Source organism: Nonomuraea typhae (genome assembly GCF_009760925.1).
GTDB classification, from domain to species: Bacteria; Actinomycetota; Actinomycetes; order Streptosporangiales; family Streptosporangiaceae; genus Nonomuraea; species Nonomuraea typhae.
The window spans coordinates 114,744-138,112 of the sequence record NZ_VRLV01000024.1 but is presented as its reverse complement, the minus strand read 5'-3'; the positions used below and the strand labels follow the sequence as shown (position 1 = coordinate 138,112).

Below are 23,369 nucleotides of genomic sequence, written 5' to 3'. Positions count from 1 at the left end.
CAACAGCGGCGCCAGCCGCGCCCACTCCTCATCCGTCAGATCATGACGCTTCAGCCGTTCATCATCCACACGGATGATCTACACCAAACCGCCAACAAAGATCACGGGACACGCCCTAGCTCGATTGACCTGCTCAAGGCGCTGGCGGCGGACGTGCGCCTGCTTGCTCTGGCCCGTTGGACAGTCGAGCGTTCCCTCACTGACGATCTGGTCTTGGGGGTTGCTCGGCGGTGCTGGTGTTAGGAGACGAGGGATGAGTCGCCGCGTTCTGGGACGAAGCGGTAGCCGACGTTGCGGACGGTGCCGATCAGCGACTCGTATTCGGTTCCGAGCTTGGCGCGCAGGCGGCGTACGTGGACGTCGACCGTTCTCGTGCCGCCGAAGTAGTCGTAGCCCCATACCTCCTGCAGGAGTTGGGCTCGGGTGAATACGCGGCCGGGGTGCTGGGCCAGGTACTTCAGGAGTTCGAACTCCTTGAAGGTGAGGTCCAGGACGCGGCCGCGCAGGCGGGCGGTGTAGGTGGCCTCGTCGATGGACAGGTCGCCGCTGCGGATCTCGTCGGGCACGTCCTCGGCGGAGGACTGGGAGAGGCGGCCGGTCGCCATACGGAGGCGGGCCTCGACCTCGGCGGGGCCGGCGCTGTCGAGCAGGACGTCGTCGACGCCCCATTCTGCGGTCATCGCGGCCAGGCCGCCTTCCGTCACGATGACCAGGAGCGGGACGTCGATGCCTGTGGTGCGGATCAGGCGGCACAGGCTTTTGGCGTGGGCGAGTTCTCTGCGGGCGTCGACGATGACGGCGTCCGACGGCGGGGCGTCGAGGAGCGCGCTGGCCTCCGCGGGGGCGACGCGGACCGCGTGAAGCAGCAGGCCCAGCGCCGGCAGCACCTCGGCGGACGGCTCGAGGGCGTTGGTCAGCAGGAGCAGGTTGCTCATCACGGCCTCCTCAAACACGCAAGGACCCGGGGGCTACGTCGCCCAGGTCCCGTACGTGAGGATAACCCAAGGGAATCTCGCGTTCATGGAGCGTCCACCTGGTGAAACAGTGAAACGAACGTGTTAACGGTGCCGCACAATGGTCGGAACACGAGGGTGAGGAGCCTATGGCCACGGGAAAGGTTCGTTATTGGGCGGCGGCCAAGGACGCGGCAGGGGTCGCGGAGGAGGCGTTCGAGGCCGCGACTCTTGGGGAACTCATGGCCAAAATCACAGCTGGGCGTGAGGATCTGGCCAGGGTGGTGCGGCGGTCGTCGTTCTTGGTGGATGGGGATCCGGTGGGGCGGCGGGCTCACGAGGACGTGGTGCTGGGTGAGGGTGTGACGGTTGAGGTGCTGCCGCCATTCGCGGGCGGGTGAGTGCCTCGATTTGCCGCGGCCAAGCCTCTAGAGGCCAAGCCACTGGAGGAGTGCCTCGGGTGAGTGCGGGTGCTTCTGTGACGGGGTAGTCGGGGTGCCGTTGCGGGAAAAGGGCAGCGCCGGTGATGTGCCGATTTTTCCGGGAAATGGTCGGTAAGCTCAATGCCCACCGTGCCAGAGGGAGCCCGATGCGCAAGCTGGTCATTTTCCTGATCGTGCTGATCGTTCTCCTGGTCGCCGTCGATCGGGTCGCGGTCGCGGGGGTCCAGCGTGACCTGGCCAACCGGATCGCGGCGGCCGCCGACATCACCGGCACGCCCACGGTGACGATCGAGGGGATCCCGTTCCTGACGCAGGCGCTGGCCGGCGAGTATCCCGAGGTCCGGTTCGACCTGGGCACGCTGGCCGTCGGCGGGGTGTCGATCAGGAACCTGCGCGGCGCCGCCTACAACGTCCGGGCGCCGCTGGCCGACGTGTTGCAGAACACCGCCGACATCCGTGCCGAACGGCTGGCCGTCACGGGCATGCTGACCAAGGCGACCGTCGACAAGTTCGCTCCCCAGGGGGTGAAGATCTCCGGCAACGGCAGGCGGCTGGTCGCCTCCGGTGAGGTGCCGCTCGGCGGGAACCGGGTGAAGTTCAGCGCGGAGTTGAGGGTCGAGCTGGGCGATGGCGGCATCAGGCTGGTGGCGGAGAAAATCCAGGGTGTACCCAGTCAGCTTGCGCAGTTCGTCACCTACACGATCCCGTTCCAGGGCAAACTTCCATTCGACGTGAAGGTGACTGGGGTGAAGAGCGTGCCCGGGGGACTCGAGCTCTCGGCCGAGGGGGCGAACGTCCCGCTCCGGGGCTGAGCCGGGCCCCCTGTGAAACGTCCCGCTCCGGGGCTGAGCCGGGCCCCCTGTAAGGGGTCGGGACAGGCCCTTGGGAAAGAAGGAAGCAGCTCCGTGGATGACGAAACCGCGGGTGAACCGCCTGGCCGTGCCGTACGTGATGAGGGTGTGAGTCCAGCTGGCACCGCCGATGAGGAGCTTGTTCGCACCCTCTTCGACGAGCACGCCGGGCCCCTTTATGGCTACGTATTGCGACTAACCGGAGATTCCGGCCGGGCGGAGGATGTCGTGCAGGAGACGCTGCTGAGAGCTTGGCGGCATCCCGACGCGTTGTCCGGGCGTCCGATTCGCGCGTGGCTGTTCACGGTGGCCCGTAATCTCGTCGTCGATCAGCACCGGGCGAGGAGGGCCCGGCCGCCGGAGACGGGTGACGAGGCGCTGGCCGTGATCCCGGCCGACGACGAGCTGGAGAAGGCGGTCGAGTCGTGGGCGGTGGCCGAGGCGCTGGCGGCGCTGCGGCCCGAGCACCGTGAGGTGCTGATGGAGGTCTACTACCGGGGGAAATCGGTGAAGGAGGCATCGGCCACGCTCGGCATCCCGCCGGGCACGGTCAAGTCCCGTACCTACTACGCGTTGCGGGCGCTCAAGCTGGCGCTGGAAGAGCGGGGGTTGGCGCCGTGATGACGTGTGAGGAGGTACGGCTCTCGCTGGGTGCGCACGCGCTGGGCGCGCTCGACCCGGAAGAGGCGCTGGAGGTCGACACGCATCTGGCCACCTGTGAGGTGTGCGGCGCCGAGCTGCTGGAACTGGAGGGTGTGAGCGCGTTCCTGGGCAAGGTTTCCGAGCGTGATGTGGAGCTGGTCGTCAGCCCCCCTCGCCGGGTGCTTGAGCGGCTGCTGAACGACCGTGCCAAGCGCAGCAGGCGCGGGCGTGTCTTCCTGGTCGTGGCCGCCTCGGCCGCGGTGCTGGCCGTCGGCGGCACGTTCTGGACCAACACGACGGGTGGTGGTGGCAACAGCACGGCCGCCGCGCCGGCGGGCAAGGCCGAGTCGGCTCAGCACGAGGATCCCGCCGCCGCTGCCGCACCCGACACCAGAGATCAGAGCACGAGCGCGTACAGCGATGCGACCACGCCGATGCCCGAGCGCAGCATGAAGCCGAAGGCGTCTCCCACCGAGAGCGCGGCGACGCTGAGCCTGGCCGCGGGCAAGAAGTTCGCGGGCACTCTGAAGCAGGTCAAGGCCGAGGTCATGGCGATGCCCGGCGAGAACGGCACGGATCTGAACGTCGAGGTGTCCGGTGTCCCGATCGGCACCACGTGCCGCCTGCTCGTCGTGGACTCCGACGGCAAGCGGGAGCCGGTCGGCAGCTGGGAGGTCAGCCGGGAGAACTACGAGACGCCGCCGGTCTTCCGGGCCGAGACGAAGCTGAAGCCGGCGGAGATCCGTTCCATCCAGGTCGTCGACCAGGACGGCAGGCTGCTGGTGAAGGCGGTGCCGGCTTGAGGGAAGAAGCGGGGCCCTGCCGTGGTTGCGCTTGAGCGATGACTGGTTTGTGGGTGGCGCTCGCCACGCTGGCGCTGGGTTTGGGGATCGGGGTGGTACGGCTGCGCCGGGACGGAAGGATGCGCGAAACCGCCGCCGAGACGTTGGCCGCGGCGGACCTGGGCGGGGAGCTGGGGGAGCGGGCGACGCTGGTGCAGTTCTCGACGGCGTTCTGCCAGCCGTGCCGGGCGACGCGGCGGATCCTGGCCGAGGTGGCGGAGCTGGTGCCGGGCGTGGCCCATGTGGAGATCGACGCGGAGTCCCGGCTGGATCTGGTACGCCGCCTGGACATTCTGCGCACCCCCACGGTGCTGATCCTGGACAAAGCTGGAAAAATCGTGAAAAAGGCGTCGGGGCAGCCCAGGAAGCCCGACGTCCTCGCTGCTCTGGGCCTCGCGGTGTCTCAGGAGCCGGACGAGATGTGACAGATGGCGAGACGTCGATGTACTCTCGCCTACATGAACCCCACGACAGAGCTGCTGACGAAGCGGCGCGCGGTTGATTTCTGCCGCGTCGCCACCGCGCTCTGTCGCGCTGCCTGAGGACGGTCTCGCGGACTTCCGATCCGCACCAACCCGACCCTTCAGGAGCATCCAGCGATGCGTGCCGACCCAAGAGCGCTGCGCTTCGGCGCGGCCATCACGACCCTGGTCCTGACCCTCGTCCTGGTCACCGAGAGCCCCTGGCTCCTGGCCGCCCAGGCGGTGGTGTTCGCACTCGGTACGGCGAAGCGCTCGCCGTACACCATGCTCTTCAAGGCGCTCGTCAAGAGCGCCCCGAAGGAGACGGAAGACGCCCGCCCGCCGCGCTTCGCGCAGGTTGTCGGGCTGGTCTTCGCGGGTGCCGGGCTGATCGGTTTCTTCACCGGGATCACGCCGCTCGCCCTGGGGGCGACGGCAGCGGCCCTCCTCGCCGCCCTCCTCAACGCAGCCTTCGGATTCTGCCTTGGCTGCGAGATGTATCTGCTCATTCGCCGTCTACTGCCCGCCGCCAAACAGGAGGTTCCCCAATGAGCCGCTCCGCCGTCCTGGTGGATGCCGACTGGGTCGAGGCCAACCTCGACACGCCCGGTGTCGTACTCGTCGAGGTCGACGAAGACACCAGCGCTTACGACAAGGGCCACATTCGTGGCGCCGTGAAGATCGACTGGAAGTCCGACCTGCAGGACCCCGTCCGCCGCGACTTCGTGGACAAGGCCGGCTTCGAGGCCCTGCTGTCCGAGCGCGGCATCTCCAACGACGACCAGGTCGTGCTCTACGGCGGCAACAACAACTGGTTCGCCGCCTACGCCTACTGGTACTTCAAGCTCTACGGCCACGACAACGTCCGCCTGCTCGACGGCGGCCGCAAGAAGTGGGAGCTCGACTCCCGCGAGCTGGTCACCGAGGTCAAGCCGCGCGCGGCCACCACCTACACGGCCCAGGACCAGGACACCGCGATCCGCGCCTTCCGCGACGACGTGGTCTCCGCGATCGGCAAGCTGAACCTCGTCGACGTGCGTTCGCCCGACGAGTTCACCGGCAAGCTGCTCGCCCCGGCCCACCTGCCGCAGGAGCAGGCGCAGCGCGCCGGCCACGTGCCGACCGCCCGCAACATCCCGTGGTCGAAGGCGGCCAACGACGACGGCACCTTCAAGTCCGACGACGACCTGCGCACCCTCTACGGGGAGGCCGGCGTCGACTTCGGCAAGGACACCATCGCTTACTGCCGGATCGGCGAGCGCTCGGCGCACACGTGGTTCGTGCTGCACGAGATTCTCGACCAGGCCAATGTCAAGAACTACGACGGTTCGTGGACCGAGTACGGCTCGCTCGTGGGCGTGCCGATCGAGCTGGGGGAGGCCCGCTGATGTCTGTTGTTTCGCAGGGTTGCGCGGCGCCGGAGCAGACCGCGTCGCTGCCCGCCGGGATCGACCTGTCCACCCAGGCCGTCATCCAGGGCGTGGTGACCGGCGCGGGCACCGCGTACGCGCGGCTGCTCGACGAGTCCGGTGAGTTCACCGGCGAGGTCGTCGTCTCCGACGAGGGCATCTTCCGTTTCTTCGCCGCTCCCGGCGAGTGGACGGTCCGCATCATCGCCGGTGGCGGCGTCACCCGTGACGTGCAGGTCTCCGCGCGTCTCGGCGAGGTGTCGCAGCTCGCCGTCGCCGTCTGACAGCTGGTAGAAGGGGCCCGTGCCGTACGGCGCGGGCCTTTTCGTTGTGGTGCAACCGGAGATGCGCCGGCGGTGTTCTATGGAGGTGATTGACGTGGAATGCCAAGACCCGGTGCGCAAGGCGCTGCTCGACGACCTCGACGGGGGTTTCGCCGAGCTCTTCAACGTCTACCGGGGCCTGGTGTTCTCGACCGCGCTCCGGCTGACCGGCAAGTGGGCCGACGCCGAGGATCTGACGGCCGAGGCGTTCCTGCGTGCCTATCGCGCCCTGGCCGACTACGACCGGGACCGCATCGCCGTACTGCAGCCGCGGGCTTGGATCGTGACGATCGTCATGAACGTCTGGCGTAACTGTGCCCGGCACAAGTCCCGTAAGCCGCCGCCCCAGCTGTTCGACGAGCCGGTGGAGACGCTGGACCCGGGCGAGGGCGTGGAGGAGGCGGCCATGCGCCGCGAGACCGGGGACGAGCTGGCCGACCTGCTGGTCCAGTTGCCGGACGACCAGCGGGCGGCGGTCGTGCTCCGGCACGTGGTGGACCTGCCGGTCAGCGAGATCGCGTCGGTGATGAACCTCCCGCAGGGCACGGTCAAATCGCATATCTCACGAGGTCTGAAGCGGCTGCGCACACTAGGAGGTGCCCGATGACCCACGATCCCCTTATTTCCGGACTCGCGGCACTGGCCACGGAGGCGCCCGGCGGGCTGTACGACCGGATCGCCGCCAAATGGACGCTGGTCCCCGGCCCCATCGGCGAGCTGACCGTCGCCTTCACCGATCGTGGCATCGCCTACGTCCATCATGGCGACGGGTTCGCCGAGACGTTCAGGAAGCGCTTCGGCCGCCCGCTGGTGCGCGCCGAGCGCCCGCCGGCCGGGCTGGTGCCCGCGCTGCGCACCGGCCAGACGTCCGGGCTGGAGCTGGATCTGCGCGGGCTCAGCGACTTCCAGCGTGACGTGCTGGAGGCGGCGCGGACGATTCCGCGGGGCGAGGTCCGCCCGTATGCGTGGATCGCGGCGAGGATCGGCCGTCCGAAGGCGGTCAGGGCGGTGGGCTCCGCGCTGGGCAACAACCCGATGCCGCTGCTGATCCCCTGCCACCGGGTCACGCGCTCCGACGGGGTCGTGGGCGAGTACGTCTTCGGGGCGCCGGCCAAGGAAGAGGTGCTGCGCGGCGAGGGCGTCGATCTGGAGCGGCTGCGGGAGCTGGCCGGCTCGCACGTCTTCTACCTGGGCAGCGACACCACGGGCGTGTTCTGCTTCCCGACCTGCCACAACGCCCGGCGGATCACCCCGGCGCACCGGGTGGGCTTCCGCACCCTGGCACAGGCTGAGCGGGAGGGCTACCGCCCCTGCAAGGTGTGCCGCCCGGGGTAGCGGATCAGCAGGCTGGCCTGGACGGTGTCGGCGCCCTCCACCCGGTAGAAGTGGGGGACGTCGGCGACCCAGCGCAGGTGCTCGCCGGGCCCGGCCGTCGCGGGTGCGTCGGCGGGCCCGGCGGTGAGCACGCCGTGGAACACCGTGAGGTGCTCGGAGACGCCCGCGTGATGGGCGGGCGAGGACTGAACGACGCCGGGCGCGATGCGCAGCCGGTACAGCTCGTAGGTGACCTCCTGGTCCTCGAACATCTCCAGCAGCGTCGCGTCCACCGCGCTTCCGTGCATGACCTGCGACTGCGCCGGCGGGTCGAGAATGGTGGCGATGGGCACCCCGAGCTGCGCGGTGATCGCCCAGAGGGTCTCCAGCGTGGGATTGCGCTGCCCCGTCTCGACGCCGGACAGCGTGGCCTTGCCGATCCCCGCGCGCCGGGCCAGCTCCGACAGCGACACCCCGCTGGCCTCGCGCAGCCTGCGCACGCGCCGGCCAACCTCGGCGGGGTCGGCGTCCAGCGCCGGGCGGGATGTCATGCGCCCCATCTTGCCCCGTCTCCGTCCGCTTCACTAACGTTCCTTTCGTGGAACGTAGCCTCCTGAGACCGGTCATCGCCGGCATGGTCACCGCGATCGTCGGCTTCGCCGGCACCTTCACCGTCGTCCTGGCGGGCCTGCGCGCCGTGGGCGCCGACTCCCGCCAGGCCGCCTCCGGCCTGCTCGCGATCTGCGTGGCCGCCGGCGTGGTGACCGTCCTTCTGTCGGTACGGCACCGCCTTCCGGTCACCGCCGCCTGGTCCACACCGGGGGCCGCGCTCCTGCTGTCCACGGGCCCGGTGGACGGCGGCTACCCCGCGGCCGTGGGCGCGTTCCTGGTCTGCGGCCTGGCCATGATGGCCGTCGGCCTCTTCCCCGCCCTGGGCCGCCTCATCGCCCTGATCCCGCAGCCGATCGCCGGCGCCATGCTCGCCGGCATCCTGCTGAAGCTCTGCCTCGCCCCGGTCTCGGCCGTCGCCCAGGTGCCGTGGATGGCGCTGCCGGTCATCGTGATCTGGGCAGTCCTGTACCGCTACGCCCGCCTGTGGTCCGTCCCCGGAGCGCTGGCCGCCGCGGTACTGGCCATCCTCTGGACCACGCCCTCCCTGTCCGTCTCACCGGCTCCCGGCGTGGCGTTCACCTGGCCGGTGTTCACCGGCTCCGCCCTGGTGAGCATCGCGTTGCCGCTGTTCCTGGTCACGATGGCCTCCCAGAACGTCCCCGGTCTGGCCGTCCTGTCCGGGTACGGCTACCGCCCGCCGTTCACCCGGATCCTGCTCGCGACCGGGGCGGGCAGCGCGGCCGGTGCGGTGCTCGGCGGCCACGCCGTCAACCTGGCCGCCATCACCGCCGCCCTGACCGCCGGCCCCGACGCCGACCCGGACCCCGCCCGCCGCTGGATCGCCTCCACCGCCTCGGGCCTGACCATGATCGTCCTGGGCCTGGGCGCCGGCCTGGCCACCGCGCTGGTTCTCCTGGCCCCGCCGGTGCTGATCGAGGCGGTGGCCGGCCTGGCGTTGTTCGGCGCCCTCGCCTCGTCGATCGCCGCCTCCTTCGGGGAGAAGGTGGAAACCGCCGCCATCACCTTCGTCGTGACCGCCTCGGGCGTGTCGTTCTTCGGCATCGGCTCCGCCTTCTGGGGCTTGCTGGCCGGCGTCGCCTTCCACCTGCTCACCCGGCGTCACCCGGCCGGTCTGCGCTCCACCCCCGCGAGCGAATCGGCGTAGTCGGGCCGCATTCCCCGTTGCAGGTGCGCCGATATGGGGCACAACGCTACGATTCTGCAGATGTCCGGAACGTCTGGAGTAGTGGCACCCCCTCCACCTGGGCCAACGCCGGCTCAGCGAGTGCCGTCGCCGTACTCGCTGCCCCTCCACACCCTCCGTCTCGCGGGCAAGTGCGCCCTGCCGCTGGTTCTCTGGTTCTCCGCCGGAGAGACCGCTCGGTGGGCGCTTCTCTACATCGCCACCGAGATCTCCCACGGCGACTACCGCCAGGTGCGGCTCGTGGCGACCGTCACCCTCATGACGGTGATCGTCATGGTCTCGATGACCATGATCACCGGGATGCTGCTCGCGCTGCGCACCGCCATGTGGGAGACCGCGGCGCGACGGGCCGACAACGTCGAGGACGAGTCGTTCTGGTCGTCGATGAACCGAGTCGCGCCCGCGTTCGCGGTGATCTATCTGGCGTGGGAGTTGTACCTCGACGACGCCGGCGACTTCCAGGCGATGGACGGGCTGCACAACCTGGACGACAACTTCTACAGCGTCATCTTCAACAACGTCGCCACCGGCGGCAACGAGGAGACCACGTACCTGAAAGGGCTGACCGGTCTCGACTGGCGGGTGTCCCTGGCCGCCATGGCGGTGGCGCTGGGGCTGCGGATGCTGTTCGAGCGGCAGGTCGAGCGCGGCGCCGGAAAAGCGGCCGGCATGGCGACCGCCTTCGCCGAGTTCGCCTTCATGTTCTGCGGCCTGAACGCGGTCTTCACCTTCAGCGGCCTCCGCGCCGACTGGGCGCAGCACCGGGTCGTGGTCACGGAGGCGGAGGACGTGGTCACCCGGGCCAAGGAGAGCATCCCCGGCTGGGAAGCCTTCTGGAACTGGGTGGGAGAGGTCTGGCCCTTCGTCGTGGACGCGCTGGTCCTGCCGCTCACCTGGCTGGCCATCGCCGTCCTGGTGTTCGGCGGCACGGTGGACGACACCCGGCGGGCACTGCGGGGAACGCGGCTGGAAACGGGAGTGAGCCGGCTGGAAGGCTCCCATGACGTCACCCAGCGCTCGGTCAACCGGGTCATCGGGGGCTTCCAGGAACGCTGGATCCCGATCGTGAACGCCTTCCGCGTCACGGTCAAGGGCGGCGCCACGCTGTTCGGCCTGATGTGCCTCATCTACGTGGGGCTTCACGTGGGCGCCGACTACCTGGACCGCGCCGTGAAGACGCTGATCGGCTCCGCAGAGCCGTACATGTGGCTGGTCTACAGCTGGCCGGTCAGCTTCCTGAAGGACCTGCTGCTGACCGTGCTCACCTTCTGCCTGCTGGCCGCCGCCTTCGACATCGCGGCGACCAGGGCCAGGGCGCGTGGCGAGGACATCACCGCCTGAAGATGATCACGTCGTTGCGGCGGGACTTCTCCGTCAGCTCGGGGGTGATCTTCATCAGGTCGGCGGTCGGGGTGTCCGCGCGATAGGTGATGTTCGGCTTGAGGTTGAGCTGGACCTCCTTGCCGACCGCCGTGGGCACCACCGCGAGCGCCCGGTAGTCGTACGCCTTGCCGACCTCGTGCTTCTCGGTGGGCGTGTCGTCTTCGTAGATCTCGGCCTTCCAGGTGCGTCCCCGGGTGTCCTTCAGCGTGAGCTCCGGCTTGCCGGTGAGCACGGCGCCGGTGCCGTCGGCGGCCGATCGCGTGACCGTGATCTTCAGCCACTGCTTCTCCGGCGTGTTGTGCCTGCTGCCCGGAGGCGCCGTCGTCGGCTCGATGGCGGACTTCCAGGACACGTGCTCGTAGGTGAGCGTCTGGCCGGGCTGCACCAGATGCACGGTCTCGCTGGGCCGGCCGGACTTGAAGAACAGGTAGCGGTCGACGGTCGGAGCGCCGAGGGCCACCACGAGGGCGACGACCGCGCCCACGCCGACGAGGAGCCGCCGTGGCTTGGCGGGAGGCGTCTCCTGCGCAGTCTCCTCGGGCGGCGTCCACGGCGGCTGCGGAGGCCGCGGGGGAAGTGGTCCGGCGCTCGGGATGGCCGGAATGGGCTGGGTCGAGCTGCCGACCGGCTCGGCCGGCGCGGGCGGCCACACCTGCTGATCGGGGTGGATCACCGGGCGCGGGCGGGCGGCCGGCTGCGGGCGCTGCGGGCGCTGAAGCGGCGCCTGGGGAGGCTGCGCGGGCCGGGGAGGCTGGGCCGCCGGCTGGCCGGCGGGCGGCGAGAACCAGTCGCGCTCTGAGTCGTTCGTGCTCATCGTCTACTTCTTCTCGCCCAACGTGTACACGTCCTGGGGTGCGGCGGCGAGCTGCTTGGCCGCCGCCTCGTCGATGCCGAGGTCGATCTCCGCCTCCGGCAGCAGAGGTTCACCGTAAAAGGCGCTGGTCGGCGCGATGAACGTGGCCTTGGCGCCGGCCAGGACCGCCGCGGGCACCTCGAACACGAACGCCCCGGAACTCCACCAGCCCGGCTGGATCCACGGATTGGCCAGCGTCTTGGCCTTGTCGACCTTGTCCGTGGCGTCGAAGCGCCGGCCGTCCTCGGTGAGGAGAATCGGCGGGTTCAGGTGGATCGGCTCGGCCGGTACGGTCGCCGCGACCTCGATGACCAGGAAGAGGCCGTCGGTGACGGCGGTCTTGTCGCCGGACTTGATGGTCTTGGCGGACTTCACGCCGTCCACGCGCACGGAGAAGCGCTGCGCGGAGACTTCCTCGCCCTTGGCGCCCACGGTCGTCAGGGGCATGGCCATGTCGTCGGCGCTCAGCCCGAACGTCTGCAGCCCCACCGCCGCCGCGGCGAGAGCCAGACCGGCGATGGCGCCGATGACCTTCGAGCCGCCCGCGCGCCGGCGCGTGCTCTGGCGGCTCCTGCGGGGCGCGACCGAGCGCTGGTCGGTGGCGGTCATGAGGTGGGCTCCTGCTTCACCGGGGCCGTGATCGTGGCGATGACCTCCACGGTTCGTGTCCCGGCGATGGGGTCCTCATCCGTGACCGGCAACCACGTCGTCTGTCCCGAGAGCGGGTTCTCGACCTTCTCCAGCTTCGACAGGCTCAGGCTCACCTCGGCCGGCGCCTGTGCCGCCTTGTCCAGTTCGTAGCGGACGGTCACCGGGACGGCGATCCCGGGATGCAACTGTGAGCTCTGGGCGTCCCCTGACGGGACGAAGGCGAGCCCGCCCCAATCGGACTTGATCTCGGGGGTCATCTTGGCCAGCGTCGCGGCGAACCCGCTGCCCGAGCCCTTGGAGTTGGGCGGCGATCCGGTCAGCGTGGTCTCGCTGTCCTTGTTGGTGACCTTGAACAGGAGGTCGAGGTAGCGGCGGTCCTGGGCGAACTCGTCTGCGGCCTTCTGGACGGTGACCTTGGCCTCCACGAACTCGGTCTCGAACCTTCCCTGGTCGATCTTCTGACCGGCGGCGATCTTCGGCGGCTCTTTGTCCGGCGCGGTGTTGAGCCCGCCGAGCAGAGCGGTGATGCCGAAGGCCGTCAGGAGGACCAAGCCGATTGCGGGTACCACTACCGGGCGTTTGGGGGTGCTTGATGCGCCGGTGGCTTCCGTCATGGGTATGGATGGTAATAGGTCGCGGTTGTCCCATCTGCCCCTATGCTCCCATCCCCCCGATGGATTTGACGGGAACCCTGCCCGAATAGGGGTTCTAGCTCTTACGCTGTCACGAGCGGCCGACGAAACAGGTCGCCGTGGAACAAGGACATATCGCGGCCGGAGGGTCACGTGGCGGACGTGCATCCCGAGCATGCGCAGCTCCAGGCGGACCGCATCTACCTGGGCTGGCAATACGTCCTGCTGCACCCCGACCCCGGCCCGCCGCCCAAGCGCCCCTCGCCCATCGACGATCCGGACGAGGGCGGGGAACCGATCGACACCGAGCTGCTGAAGCGGGAGAAACTTCAGGAAGACCTGCTCAACCGGCCGGTCCGGCTGTTCCGGATGTTCATGGTCTTCCTCACCCTGCTCATCCTGGTGCTGGCCGTACTCGGATATCTGGACTGGTCGTTCGCGCTCATCGCGTTCGTCGCGGCCGGCGGGGTGGCCGGGATCTGCAGCTACGCGCTGCTGCAGGGCGACCGGGCCGTCCGGTACCGGGTTCTGGAGCAGCAGGCCCGGTTCGACCGGGTCCGGCAGGAGCGGGACCGGGAGCTGTTCAAGGCGCAGGAGGAGCACGCCCAGCGCTACCGCGAGTGGCAGGAGGTCAAGGACCGCCATGACCGGCAGGTCAACTGGTACGCGGTAGCCGTACCCGATGAGATCGACCGGATCGACGTGGCCGGCGGGACGCTGCCCGGGTGGTCGGCGCTGATCACGTTGCTGGGGGCCACGCGGCTGTATTCCGGCGGGCATCTGACCGTGCTCGACCTGTCCGAGGGGGCCATCGCCAAGGACCTGATCGAGCTGGCCCGGCGCGGCGGCGACGATCCGCTGGTCTGGGTGCTGCCCGTCGACCTGCCCCGGCTCGACCTCGGGGCCACGCTCAAGCCGGAGGCGTTCGCGGACGTGCTGGCCCACGTCGTCAGCGTCAGCGAGGAGCATCGCAGCACGCGCGACCTCAGCTTCGACAACGCGATCCTGGAGCGGGTGCTCGAGGTGCTCGGCGAGAACGCGACCATCAGCCAGGTCACCGCGGCGCTGCGGGCGCTGGCGCAGGTGGGCGACCCGCGGGACGACCTGCGGTTCGGGCTGATCACCGCGACCCAACTGGAGCGGATCGGGACGCTGTTCGGGCGCGGGGTCAGCGACCGCGTGGTGATCGAGCGGGCCTGGGCGCTGGAGTCACAGCTGCGCAAGCTCGAAACGCTCGGCACCCAGGCGGTACGGCTGCCGCCCGCGCGGCTGCGCGTCGTGAGCATGGACCGCCAGGCGGGCGTGTTCGGCAACCGGGTGCTCGGCACCTACGTGGCCACGGCGCTGACGCACATCCTGCGCCAGTCACCGGCCTCCGACCGGCCCTGGTACCACACGATCATCGTGGCGGGGGCGGACAAGCTGCGCGGCGACGTGCTCGACCGGCTCATGGACGCCTGCGAGACGTCCAGGACGGGGCTCGTGCTCACCTACCGGTCCCTGACCAGCACCGTGCGGGAGCGGCTGGGGCGCGGGCACGCGGCGGTGGCGTTCATGCGGCTGGGCAACGCCGAGGACGCGCGGGTGGCCAGCGAGCACGTCGGCACCGAGCACCGGCTGGAGCTGGCCCAGCTCACCGAGACGATCAGCGCCTCCGTCCCCGGGCTGGACGGGGGCTACACCTCGACGATCTCGCAGGTGGAGGAGTCCTCGGGCGAGCGCGGCGACAGCCGTACCGACCTCGTGGAGGACATCACGGAGTCGACCGAGTGGGGCAGGACCGCCACCAAGATCGGCGAAACCGAGCGGGTCTTACAGCGCTCGCGCGAGTTCCTCGTCGAGCCCCACCAGTTGCAGCAGCTCCCCACGACGTCGGTGATCGTCACCGACGCCACCGCAGAAGGCCGCAGAGTACGGCTGGCCGACGCCAACCCGGCGATACTGACCTTCCCCAAGACCACGCTTGGCGAGCTCGAGGACGTCCGCGACGCCGTACTCGCCCAGAACGGCAATCACGAGGCAGACGACGAGCCACCCCCCAACCTGGGGCCGCCCCCGCCCCGTCTGGACTGGCGCAAGGACCGGTAAGCAACAGGTAAGGACATCGTCAATGCCACGGACGTGGACGGAAAGGCGGCGGACTTTACTAAGAACCATCTGTGGGGGGATGAGATGCAGCTAAGCGGACCCTGGTACAGAATCCAGTCGATTGCCGCACCCTCGCGAAGTTCATCGGCGGAGTGGGACTTCGTCACGATCCTGCCCGCCGTTCTCTCCGCGGCACAGCACCGCCGGCCGTTCGTCATCGGCTGGCTCTCCCGCGGCTCAGGGGCGCCGCTGGAGCTGATCACCAACGCCGGGCCGCTGTCGCCGCCGCGCCAGCCGCGCCGCGCGCCCGACCCCGAGGGGCTGATGGGGCCGCAGCCGCTGCTGTTCCCCGGCGGCGCCCGCGGGCTGCGGCTGGGCGACGAGTGCCTGGCCGACCTGGCCGACCTGGTGTGGACGCCGTGCCCGGGACGGCAGGCGCCGCCGCTGCACGCGCGCCGCGAGTTCGACCCGGACGAGCTGAAGCGGCCCACGTTGTTCGAGTCGACGCTGGTCACGCTCATGTCGCGGCCGTTCGCCTGGCTGCTCGTGGCCGAGCCGACCGACCTGCTCGACGCCGAGGTCGCGCACCTGCGCACACAACTGAACGTCCTCAGGCAGTACGGCGACGCCTCCGAGCGCTCCCGCTTCGACGCCGAACGGGCCGAACGCCGCATGCAGGAGCTGGACGCCTTCCGCGAGGCCGGACTGTGGAACGCCCGCGTGCTGGCCGGCGCCGCCACGGCCGAGGAACTCCGGCAGATCGCGCCCGTGCTCGTCGGCTCGGTGGAGATCGGCCACCATCCCTACCGGCTGCGCAGCGCGGCGGGCGCCGTCTACGCGCTGCCCGAGGCGCTGAACGTGAGCATGCAGGACCCGGGCGACGGGGCGGCGGCGCCGTTCGCGGCCACGGCGGGCGCCCTGGCGGCGCTGGCCGGACTGCCGCGCCGCGAGGTTCCCGGGCTCCGGGTTCTGGAAGCCGGGTTCTTCGACGTCACCTCCGAAGCCGCGGGCGAACTCGACCTCGGCGAGATCCTCGACGGGCAGGACCGGAGCGTGGGCGCCTTCCGGGTACCGCTGGCCACGCTCAACCGGCACGCCTTCGTCACCGGCGCCACCGGCTCGGGCAAGTCGCAGACCGTCCGCCACCTGCTGGAACAACTCAGCCGGGCACACATCCCGTGGCTGGCCATCGAACCGGCCAAGTCGGAGTACCCGGCGATGGCCGGGCGCGTCGACGCCCCGGTGACCGTGATCAACCCGTCGGCGCCCGACAGCGTGCCGTTCAGCGTGAACCCGCTGGAGCCCGAGCCCGGGTATCCGGTGCAGGCGCACATCGACATGGTGCGGGCGTTGTTCATGGCCGCCTTCGACGCCGAGGAGCCGTTCCCGCAGATCATGTCGCTGGCGCTGCAGCGCGTATACGAGGCGACCGGCTGGGACGTCGTCACCGGCGGCGCCGTGCCCGGCTCCAAGGTGCCGCCCAGCGTGCCCACGCTCGAACAACTGCAGCAGCATGCCATAGACGTCATCCAGGAGATCGGCTACGGGCGCGAGGTGCAGGCCGACGTCGAGGGCTTCATCTCGCTGCGGCTGCGGTCGCTGCGGGTGGGCTCGGCGGGGCGGTTCTTCGAGGGCGGGCATCCGGCCGACATCGGCGGCCTGCTGGAGCGCAACGTCGTCCTGGCCATCGAGGACGTGGCCAACGACGAGGACAAGGCGTTCCTCATGGGCACGCTGATCATCAGGATCGTGGAGCATCTGCGGATGCGCGCCCGCAGCCAGAAGTCCGGAAATCTCCGGCATGTGATTGTGATCGAGGAAGCGCACCGGCTGCTGCGCGACCGCGGCGCCGGACGCGCCTCCACCCACGCCGTCGAACTCCTGGCCGGCATGCTCGCCGAGATCCGCGCGTACGGCGAAGGCATCGTCGTGGCCGAGCAGATCCCGACCAAACTCGTCTCCGACGTGATCAAGAACACCGCCCTCAAAGTCGTCCACCGGCTGCCCGCCGAGGACGACCGGCAGCTCGTCGGGGCCGCCATGAACCTCAGCGACGAGCAGTCCCGCCAGGTCGTCTCACTCCAGCCCGGGGCCGCCGCCGTCTTCGCCGACGGGATGGACCGGCCGTTGCGGATCCGGGTGCCGCTGGGGGAGGCGCGCGAGAAGACGATGACCGGTCCGCCGCCGCCCATCCGCGGGCGGCGCTCGGCGGCCTGCGGGGCGGCCTGCCGTACCGGCCAGGCGTGCACGCTCGTCGAGCTGCGCGAGGCCGACGTGCTGGCGGGCGGGCCCGAATGGGCGTGGCTGCGGATCTGGTGCGACACGGTCGTGCTGGCCTTCGTCAGCAACCGGCCGCTGCCCGGGGTGCCGCGGGCGCTCGCCGCGACCTGGGCCGACGTGCCCGCGCGGCGGCGGGAGTGCCTGCTGGCCACCCTCGTGGAACGCGCGGTCAGCCGGCGGGCCTGGGCGCTGCGGAGCTGGTTCGATCCGGCGCTGCTGGTGGAGAAGGCCGCCGAGACCGCCGCCAAGCTGCTCGACGCGGCCGAGGGCGGGGGCGAGCGGCCCGGGCCGTCGTGGGTGATTCCGCAGGTCCGGTGGCTGCACGAGGTGGACAGGCTGTTCCCGTACGGGCATCCGGCGCCCGACCTGCGGGCGCCCGCGCCGCCGCTGGAGTACGCGCTGTTCGGGGCCGGCGGGCCGGCCGAGCTGGTGCGGGCCGAACTGCTCGGGCACCGGGCACGCGCGCTCCGGCACCACCCGCTGTCCATGGAGATCGACCACAACCGGGCACTGGCCTGGCGGGTCATCCTCGGCGACGACGAGAACGAGGCCATGCAGCGGGACATCCTGACCGTGGCCATCGGGATCGAGAGCGGCGCCCGGCTGCGGCACGTCGGGCAGACCATGGGGGCCGGGTGGCTGGAGAGCGTCCTGTCGTGGCCCCGGCGGTTCGTGCTGCCGTTCGACGAGGAGGGAGCGCCGCAGATCAGCTTCGCCTCTGCCGAGTCCGGCTAGTTGTCGTGGTCTACGGGACCCCTTGACTAGGATCCATAACCATGACCCAGCTTCCCCTGCGGGCTCAGCTCGCGAGTGCCCTGGGGCGCAGCGCCGCCACCCTGTCCAGGATGACCGGGCGCGGCGACGGTTCGGTGATCGGCGGCCGCGTCGGCCTCATGCTCGAGCCCGACCTCCTGCGCCAGCTGGCCCGTGACCGCAGGCTGGCCCTCATCAGCGCCACCAACGGCAAGACCACCACCACCCGGCTGATCACCTCCGCGCTGCTGGAGATGGGCGAGGTGGCCACCAACGCCTTCGGCGCCAACATGCCCGCCGGCCACGTCTCGGCGCTGTCCCAGCACAAGCACGCCCCGTACGGCGTGCTGGAGGTCGACGAGAAGTACCTGCCCGAGGTGCTCGACACCACCGGCGCCGGCGTCGTCTGCCTGATGAACCTCAGCCGCGACCAGATGGACCGTGCCGCCGAGATCTGGCTGCTGGCCCAGAAGTGGCGCCGCGCCCTGTCCGGCAAACCCACCCACGTCATCGCCAACTGCGACGACCCGCTCGTCACCTGGGGCGCCTCCACCGCCGCGAAGGTCACCTGGGTCTCCGGCGGCCAGCGCTGGAAGGACGACAGCTGGTCCTGCCCCGAGTGCGGCGGCCCCCTCGAGCGCGGCGAGCAAAGGAGCTCGTGGGGAGAGAGCGGGCGTGCGATGCCAACGAGCCACGAAGCGGTTGCGACCATAGACACAGCCCGGCACTGGGCCTGCCGCGAGTGCACCTTCCACCGCCCAGAACCCCAGTGGATCCTGGACGGCGACGCCGTCATCGACCCGCGCGGCCAGCGCTGGGTCCTCGACATCCAACTGCCCGGCACCGCCAACCGCTCCAACGCCGCCATGGCGCTGGCCGTCTCGGAGGCGTTCGGCCTCCCGGTCGAGCGGGCGCTGCCCAGACTGCGCGAAGTCACCTCGGTCGCCGGCCGCTACACCACCGTCGAACGCGACGGCCGCCACGCCCGCCTGCTCCTGGCCAAGAACCCGGCCGGCTGGCTGGAGGCGTTCGACGTGGCCGACCGCTCACTGCCGATCATCCTGTCCGTCAACGCCCAGGGCCCCGACGGCCGCGACACCTCCTGGCTGTGGGACGTCGACTACCGCATCCTGCGCGGCCGCCCCGTCTTCGTCACCGGAGAACGCCGCCTCGACCTCGCCCTGCGCCTGGACGTGGCCAACGTGCCGTTCACGCTGACCGACACGTTCGCCGAGGCACTGGGCATGCAGCCACCCGGCAGGGTCGACGTCATCGCCAACTACACCGCCTTCCAGCAGATCCGATCGGAGTTCGGCCGTGCCGTCTGACAGCACCCTGCGCATCGTCTGGATCTACCCCGACCTGCTGAGCACCTACGGAGACCAGGGCAACGCGCTGGTCCTGGAACAACGCGCCCGCCGCCGGGGCATCAACGCCGAGATCGTCCACGTGCGCTCGGCCGACCCCGTGCCCGAAACAGGCGACATCTACCTCATCGGCGGCGGCGAAGACCGGCCCCAGATCCTCGCCGCAGAACGCCTGCGCCGCGACGGCGGCCTGCACCGGGCCATCGCCCGGGGTGCCTCCATGCTCGCGGTGTGCGCCGGGTACCAGATCATGGGCAGCACGTTCGGCGGCGAAGAAGGCCAGCCGGTGGACGGCATCGGCCTCCTGGACATCTCCAGCAGCAGAGGCCCCGCCCGCGCGGTCGGCGAACTGGTGGCCGAAGTCGACACCGCCCTCAACCTGCCCACGCTGACCGGCTTCGAAAACCACATGGGCATCACGCACCTGGGGCCCGGCGTCAAGCCCCTGTCCCAGGTGGTCACAGGGGTGGGCAACGGAAACGGCTTCGAAGGCTGCTACGCCGGGCACGTCGTCGGCACCTACCTCCACGGGCCGGCCCTGGCCCGCAACCCCGCCCTGGCCGACCTGCTGCTGAGCTGGTCGGTGGGGGAACTGGCGCCACTGGACGACCGGTGGTACGAAGCCCTGCGCAACGAACGGCTGGCGGCTGTGCTGCCAGGCTAAAAGGTCCTCGCTCCGCTCGGGCGCCTTGTCTAGGCCCACCCGTCACCCAGCTGGGTGGTCAGCCAGTTGGACCCCACCCCGAAACCATGGTCCTCGCTCCGCTCGGGCGCCCTCACCACCCAGGCGCCTGCGGCGCCGGGGCTTGCGCCTGCGGTCAACCACATCGGGGGCCCGGACCACAGCCAAGCTGCCTACCAAGTGCCGCTTCATACAGCGGTCAACCTTGTTGACGACTACACGGAGGTATTAGAGGTCCGATCGAGATCGCGGCGATTACGCGGCACGAAGGCTTCAAGTGGATCAAGCGAAAGCACCACTACCCAGCGCATCTCAACACGGACGGAACACTGCCATGAACGCACCCTCAACCGACGACCCCAACCTCCAAATCGCGCAAGTCCTCCACATCGGCGACGCGGTCAAGGACGAGGAACTCGATGAGAGCGCCGGCGGATTGTGGATGCCTGACGACGAGCCAGGAGAAGAGCTGCCGCCGTTGCGGTTTACGAGACGGGCTGCCACAGCCTGAACCCGGATACTCCTGGGATGTGATGAGCCCGCGCCGGCCAACGGTGCGGGCTTTCTGCTGTAGCCGGGGTGGCCGCCCCTGGGACCGTAACAGTCAAGACCTGTGGATCATGAGTTCCCAGGCAGACGATGCGGCGTTGCGCTGCGTGGGGAGGTCTCGGTCATGGCTGATCGGCCGGTCGCCTGGTCGGACTTCTCGGGGATGGCGCGATGGTTCAGGGCGATAGGACGAGAACCACGCAGATCCGCGCCCGGCGTCGTCGCTCCAAACCGCTACGGCAATGTCTGGTCGCGCCTGACGGAGAACGGCGGAGGCCGCACAGAAGGTCAACCCCCGCGTACCGATGGATGCCGTCGGACCTCCCAGGCCGGCCGTTGGAGCTGATCGTTGTACACGATGACGTCGGCGTGGTCGGCCGGGCGGGCTGTGGCGAAGTAGAGCTGTTGGGCGGGAATGTAGCGGTTGCGCCAGGACCGTTCGATTTCGGCGGGGTCAGTGGTGTCCCCGGCCAGCGCGATGCTCCGATCCCGGGCGCGATCGACCGTCCGCTCCAAGGGGACGGACACGAAGACGCGCAGCTCCCACCGGCCGATGAGCTCCGGGCGCAGGAGGAAGACGCCGTCGAAGAGCAGTACGGCATCTGCGGCGGCTGTGGTGAACGGCGGCGACGACGGGGCATCGGCGTCTCGGTCGTAGACCGAGTGCTGGAACCTCCGGTCTCCACCCGGACCCAGCGGATCGAGCAGAACCCGGCACAGCGCGGCGCGGTCATGGGCGTCGAAGTAGCAGCCTTCGGCCGAGTACTGGCCGCGTCGGTAGCGCCGAGCGCGAGGGAAGAGGAAGTCGTCGATGCTCGCGCGGATGACGTGGCGATCCTGCGCGCGCAGGACGACGGCGAGTTCGTCGGCCAGCGTGGTCTTGCCGGCGGCGGGCGGCCCGTCGACGGCGACCCTCAGCGGGTGCGGGGTCGTGACGGACCTGATCGCCTCGGCCAGCCGAGTGATGAGCTCGCCACGGGTGCCTTGGTCCATTGCCGCCTCTTTCACGGTGATGCCACCAGCCGAACCCCGCCCGGCTCCAGCCACCTGTCATCCATCACCCGAACCAGAAGGTTCCTAGATCACGGTCGTCAGCGGTAGCCGGACCGCCGGAGGCAGGGGCAGGACGGGCGGTTCGGCGCGCAGGCCCTGGATCAGCAGCGCGGCGAAGCGCCTCGAGGCGGCCACCGCGGCGGCCGGTGAGGTGGTGCGGATGCCGCCGTTGGCCATGAGTACCATGATCAGGTCGTCCAGGACGAAGTCCGGGCGTAGTCCGCCCTCCGCCTTGGCCCGGCGGGCGAGTTCGGCGATCTTGCCCAATGTCCGCTCCCGGCCGGCGGCGAAGTCGGTGGCGCGCGGGAAGGCGGAGACGAACGCCGCGGTGAAGCCCTGATCCCGTGCCTGCTGTGCGCACATCCGTTCGATCATCTGGCAGAAGCCGCGCCATGGGTCCGGGTCGGCCAGCCCTTCCTCGACGATGGTGACGCAGACCGTCATCTGCTCGGTGAAGACGTCGGTGACCGGCGCCTCCTTGGTCGGAAAGTGCCGGTAGAGGGTCGCGGGGCCGACCTCGGCCCGCCGCGCGATCTCGCGCATCGCCACGTCCAGCCCCTGCTCGGCGAATGCCGTGCGGGCCGCCGCCAGGATGCGCTCACGGTTGTCCCGGGCGTCGGAGCGCAGGGAGTGAGGCAATCGGTTCGTCACCGCTCTCACTTTAGCTAAACGGACGGGGTGTTCCGGTAGCGTCCGAGGCCATGAGAGCACTGACATTCGCCGAGTACGGCCCCGCCGGCGTGCTTGAGGTTGCCGACCTGCCCGAACCGCACGCGGGACCGGGTCACATCCGCGTGGCCGTACGGGCCTCCGGCCTCACGCCCGCCGACTGCTACCTGCGCTCGGGCCGGTTCCGGGACACGATGCCGCTGCGCCTGCCCCACGTGCTCGGCATGGATGCGGCAGGCGTGGTCGACGAGGTCGGCCCCGGCGTCACCGGCGTCCGTCCGGGTGACGCGGTCTTCGGCAGCGTCGATCTCGCGGCGCTCGGCGGCGCGAACGCCGAGTACGCCGTCCTGGCAGCCTGGGCGCCGAAGCCGGAGGCGCTGAGCTGGGAGCAGGCCGGCGGTGCGGCCGGGAACGTCGAGACCGCCACGCGCACCCTCGACCTTCTGAAGGTCGGCGCCGGTACGACCCTGCTGATCGAGGGCGCGGCTGGTGGGGTCGGCACGGTCGCCATCCAGCTCGCGGCGGCCCGCGGCGCGCGTGTCATCGGTACGGCCGGCGTGCGCAACCACGCGTTCATCGAGGGGCTGGGGGCGACACCGACCACCTACGGCCCGGGATTGGGCGAGCGGGTCGGTGCCCTGGCTCCGGACGGCGTCGACGTCGTCCTCGACTGCGCCGGATCCGGCTCGCTACCCGATCTGGTGAAGCTCACCGCGGACCCGGCCCGGGTGGTGAGCATCGCCGACCTGAACGCCGCGGAGTACGGAGTCCACCTGTCAAGCTCGGCGGGCCCCGGAGCGGACCCGCCGGCGGTCGAAGGACTCGCCGCGGCCGCCGCCCTCGCCCAGCAGGGCCGCTTCACCGTGCCGGTCGCGGCCGTCTTCACGCTCGACAACGCGGCCGCGGCGCACCGGTTGAGCGAGACCGGTCACGCCCGGGGAAAGATCGTTTTTGGTCAGTAGACCAGGGCCTGGGCGCCCTCGGTGACGGCTTCTTCGACGAAGGCCGGGGCCCCGGCGATGCGGACGCCGTCGATCAGGTCGTCGACCGTGATGTCGCGTCTGGCGGCGCACTGGGTGCAGACCGTGACCCGGCCCCCGGCCAGGACGGCCTCCAGGAGGTCGGTCAGCGGGGCGGCGTGGGGGAGGTTGAACTCCTTGGCCCGGCCGGGGAGCGCGAACCAGGAGGCTTCGCCGGTCAGCCACAGCGAGACGGGTACACCGCTGGCCAGGGCGGCGGCGGCGACGGTGAACGCCTGGTTGCACCGCTCCGGGGCGTCGGCCCCTGCGGTCACCTTGATGACCAGTGATCGTGCCATGCGGGTCAGCCTACGCCTCCCCCGCAGGGGATCAGGC

The 23,369-nt window shown here is 70.2% G+C and carries 27 protein-coding genes; 19 read left to right on the top strand and 8 right to left on the bottom strand.

All coding sequences use genetic code 11. The annotated features are described in order from the left end of the window. Positions 1–243 (top strand): hypothetical protein (locus FVE25_RS54780; RefSeq protein WP_219826022.1); only part of this gene is annotated, 243 nt, incomplete at its 5' end. On the opposite strand, the gene FVE25_RS51715 is transcribed toward FVE25_RS54780, so the two are convergent. After that, on the bottom strand, positions 240–935 hold the full coding sequence (locus FVE25_RS51715) for a response regulator transcription factor (protein WP_157254776.1): 696 nt from the start codon (positions 933–935) through the stop codon (positions 240–242). The genes FVE25_RS54780 and FVE25_RS51715 overlap by 4 nt on opposite strands. 167 nt (positions 936–1,102) lie before the next feature. Here FVE25_RS51715 and FVE25_RS51710 point away from each other — a divergent pair, with 167 nt between their 5' ends. From FVE25_RS51710 to FVE25_RS51665, 11 genes are all read left to right on the top strand, one after another. Beyond that, positions 1,103–1,354 carry a MoaD/ThiS family protein gene (locus tag FVE25_RS51710; RefSeq protein ID WP_157254775.1) on the top strand — a complete coding sequence of 84 codons (252 nt, stop codon included), beginning with the start codon at positions 1,103–1,105 and terminating at the stop codon, positions 1,352–1,354. Between the two features lie 188 nt (positions 1,355–1,542). Next, entirely contained in the window at positions 1,543–2,208 is a 666-nt protein-coding gene (locus tag FVE25_RS51705) for an LmeA family phospholipid-binding protein (RefSeq protein ID WP_157254774.1), read from the top strand. A 147-nt stretch (positions 2,209–2,355) separates the two neighbouring features. After that, positions 2,356–2,868: a sigma-70 family RNA polymerase sigma factor gene (locus FVE25_RS51700; RefSeq protein ID WP_157254790.1), complete on the top strand. Its 513-nt coding sequence runs from the start codon at positions 2,356–2,358 to the stop codon at positions 2,866–2,868. After that, positions 2,868–3,692 (top strand): anti-sigma factor family protein, encoded by an 825-nt coding sequence (locus FVE25_RS51695; RefSeq protein ID WP_246268810.1) that lies wholly within the window; start codon positions 2,868–2,870, stop codon positions 3,690–3,692. The genes FVE25_RS51700 and FVE25_RS51695 overlap by 1 nt, the downstream gene beginning before the upstream one ends. Positions 3,693–3,730: 38 nt before the next feature. Continuing rightward, positions 3,731–4,156, top strand: coding sequence for a thioredoxin family protein (locus FVE25_RS51690; RefSeq protein WP_157254772.1), 426 nt, complete (start codon positions 3,731–3,733; stop codon positions 4,154–4,156). A 3-nt stretch (positions 4,157–4,159) separates the two neighbouring features. Then, complete coding sequence (locus tag FVE25_RS57295) at positions 4,160–4,273, top strand: putative leader peptide (protein WP_397086968.1); 114 nt, start codon at positions 4,160–4,162, stop codon at positions 4,271–4,273. 57 nt (positions 4,274–4,330) lie between these two features. After that, a complete protein-coding gene (locus tag FVE25_RS51685; protein WP_157254771.1) occupies positions 4,331–4,744 on the top strand; it encodes a DUF4395 domain-containing protein in 414 nt (137 codons plus the stop codon). Continuing rightward, on the top strand, positions 4,741–5,580 hold the full coding sequence (locus FVE25_RS51680; protein WP_157254770.1) for a sulfurtransferase: 840 nt from the start codon (positions 4,741–4,743) through the stop codon (positions 5,578–5,580). The genes FVE25_RS51685 and FVE25_RS51680 overlap by 4 nt, the downstream gene beginning before the upstream one ends. Beyond that, complete coding sequence (locus FVE25_RS51675) at positions 5,580–5,885, top strand: DUF1416 domain-containing protein (protein WP_157254769.1); 306 nt, start codon at positions 5,580–5,582, stop codon at positions 5,883–5,885. Before FVE25_RS51680 ends, FVE25_RS51675 begins: the two co-directional genes overlap by 1 nt. Before the next feature lie 94 nt (positions 5,886–5,979). Beyond that, positions 5,980–6,531: an RNA polymerase sigma factor gene (locus FVE25_RS51670; RefSeq protein ID WP_246268799.1), complete on the top strand. Its 552-nt coding sequence runs from the start codon at positions 5,980–5,982 to the stop codon at positions 6,529–6,531. Further along, a complete protein-coding gene (locus tag FVE25_RS51665) occupies positions 6,528–7,259 on the top strand; it encodes a methylated-DNA--[protein]-cysteine S-methyltransferase (RefSeq protein WP_157254767.1) in 732 nt (243 codons plus the stop codon). The genes FVE25_RS51670 and FVE25_RS51665 overlap by 4 nt, the downstream gene beginning before the upstream one ends. On the opposite strand, the gene FVE25_RS51660 is transcribed toward FVE25_RS51665, so the two are convergent. Further along, positions 7,226–7,789 carry an XRE family transcriptional regulator gene (locus FVE25_RS51660; RefSeq protein ID WP_157254766.1) on the bottom strand — a complete coding sequence of 188 codons (564 nt, stop codon included), beginning with the start codon at positions 7,787–7,789 and terminating at the stop codon, positions 7,226–7,228. The genes FVE25_RS51665 and FVE25_RS51660 overlap by 34 nt on opposite strands. Before the next feature lie 47 nt (positions 7,790–7,836). On the opposite strand from FVE25_RS51660, the gene FVE25_RS51655 reads away from it, so the two are divergent. Further along, complete coding sequence (locus FVE25_RS51655; RefSeq protein WP_246268798.1) at positions 7,837–9,015, top strand: benzoate/H(+) symporter BenE family transporter; 1,179 nt, start codon at positions 7,837–7,839, stop codon at positions 9,013–9,015. A 120-nt stretch (positions 9,016–9,135) separates the two neighbouring features. Continuing rightward, the gene (locus FVE25_RS51650; protein ID WP_157254764.1) at positions 9,136–10,395 is read left to right on the top strand and encodes a hypothetical protein; all 1,260 of its coding nucleotides are present in this window, start codon (positions 9,136–9,138) and stop codon (positions 10,393–10,395) included. Here FVE25_RS51650 and FVE25_RS51645 read toward each other — a convergent pair. From FVE25_RS51645 to FVE25_RS51635, 3 genes are read right to left on the bottom strand one after another with little or no spacing between them, the layout of a single operon-like run. Next, entirely contained in the window at positions 10,385–11,251 is an 867-nt protein-coding gene (locus FVE25_RS51645) for a hypothetical protein (protein WP_157254763.1), read from the bottom strand. The two genes, FVE25_RS51650 and FVE25_RS51645, sit on opposite strands and share 11 nt — an antisense overlap. Before the next feature lie 3 nt (positions 11,252–11,254). After that, the gene (locus FVE25_RS51640; RefSeq protein WP_157254762.1) at positions 11,255–11,899 is read right to left on the bottom strand and encodes a hypothetical protein; all 645 of its coding nucleotides are present in this window, start codon (positions 11,897–11,899) and stop codon (positions 11,255–11,257) included. Continuing rightward, complete coding sequence (locus tag FVE25_RS51635) at positions 11,896–12,492, bottom strand: hypothetical protein (protein ID WP_157254761.1); 597 nt, start codon at positions 12,490–12,492, stop codon at positions 11,896–11,898. Before FVE25_RS51635 ends, FVE25_RS51640 begins: the two co-directional genes overlap by 4 nt. A gap of 234 nt (positions 12,493–12,726) precedes the next feature. Here FVE25_RS51635 and FVE25_RS51630 point away from each other — a divergent pair, with 234 nt between their 5' ends. From FVE25_RS51630 to FVE25_RS51615, 4 genes are all read left to right on the top strand, one after another. Continuing rightward, positions 12,727–14,661, top strand: a complete 1,935-nt coding sequence (locus FVE25_RS51630) for a hypothetical protein (protein WP_157254760.1) — start codon at positions 12,727–12,729, stop codon at positions 14,659–14,661. An 84-nt stretch (positions 14,662–14,745) separates the two neighbouring features. Further along, entirely contained in the window at positions 14,746–17,676 is a 2,931-nt protein-coding gene (locus FVE25_RS51625) for an ATP-binding protein (protein ID WP_157254759.1), read from the top strand. 41 nt (positions 17,677–17,717) lie between these two features. Further along, positions 17,718–19,022: a MurT ligase domain-containing protein gene (locus FVE25_RS51620; RefSeq protein WP_157254758.1), complete on the top strand. Its 1,305-nt coding sequence runs from the start codon at positions 17,718–17,720 to the stop codon at positions 19,020–19,022. Then, complete coding sequence (locus tag FVE25_RS51615) at positions 19,012–19,725, top strand: type 1 glutamine amidotransferase (protein ID WP_157254757.1); 714 nt, start codon at positions 19,012–19,014, stop codon at positions 19,723–19,725. The genes FVE25_RS51620 and FVE25_RS51615 overlap by 11 nt, the downstream gene beginning before the upstream one ends. A gap of 855 nt (positions 19,726–20,580) precedes the next feature. On the opposite strand, the gene FVE25_RS51610 is transcribed toward FVE25_RS51615, so the two are convergent. Then, on the bottom strand, positions 20,581–21,285 hold the full coding sequence (locus tag FVE25_RS51610) for a cytidylate kinase family protein (RefSeq protein ID WP_157254756.1): 705 nt from the start codon (positions 21,283–21,285) through the stop codon (positions 20,581–20,583). 84 nt (positions 21,286–21,369) lie between these two features. After that, positions 21,370–21,996, bottom strand: a complete 627-nt coding sequence (locus FVE25_RS51605) for a TetR/AcrR family transcriptional regulator (protein ID WP_181019986.1) — start codon at positions 21,994–21,996, stop codon at positions 21,370–21,372. 50 nt (positions 21,997–22,046) lie between these two features. Here FVE25_RS51605 and FVE25_RS51600 point away from each other — a divergent pair, with 50 nt between their 5' ends. Then, complete coding sequence (locus FVE25_RS51600; protein ID WP_157254754.1) at positions 22,047–22,976, top strand: NADP-dependent oxidoreductase; 930 nt, start codon at positions 22,047–22,049, stop codon at positions 22,974–22,976. Here FVE25_RS51600 and FVE25_RS51595 read toward each other — a convergent pair. Then, positions 22,970–23,332: a DsrE family protein gene (locus tag FVE25_RS51595; protein WP_157254753.1), complete on the bottom strand. Its 363-nt coding sequence runs from the start codon at positions 23,330–23,332 to the stop codon at positions 22,970–22,972. The two genes, FVE25_RS51600 and FVE25_RS51595, sit on opposite strands and share 7 nt — an antisense overlap. Positions 23,333–23,369: the final 37 nt, after the last annotated feature.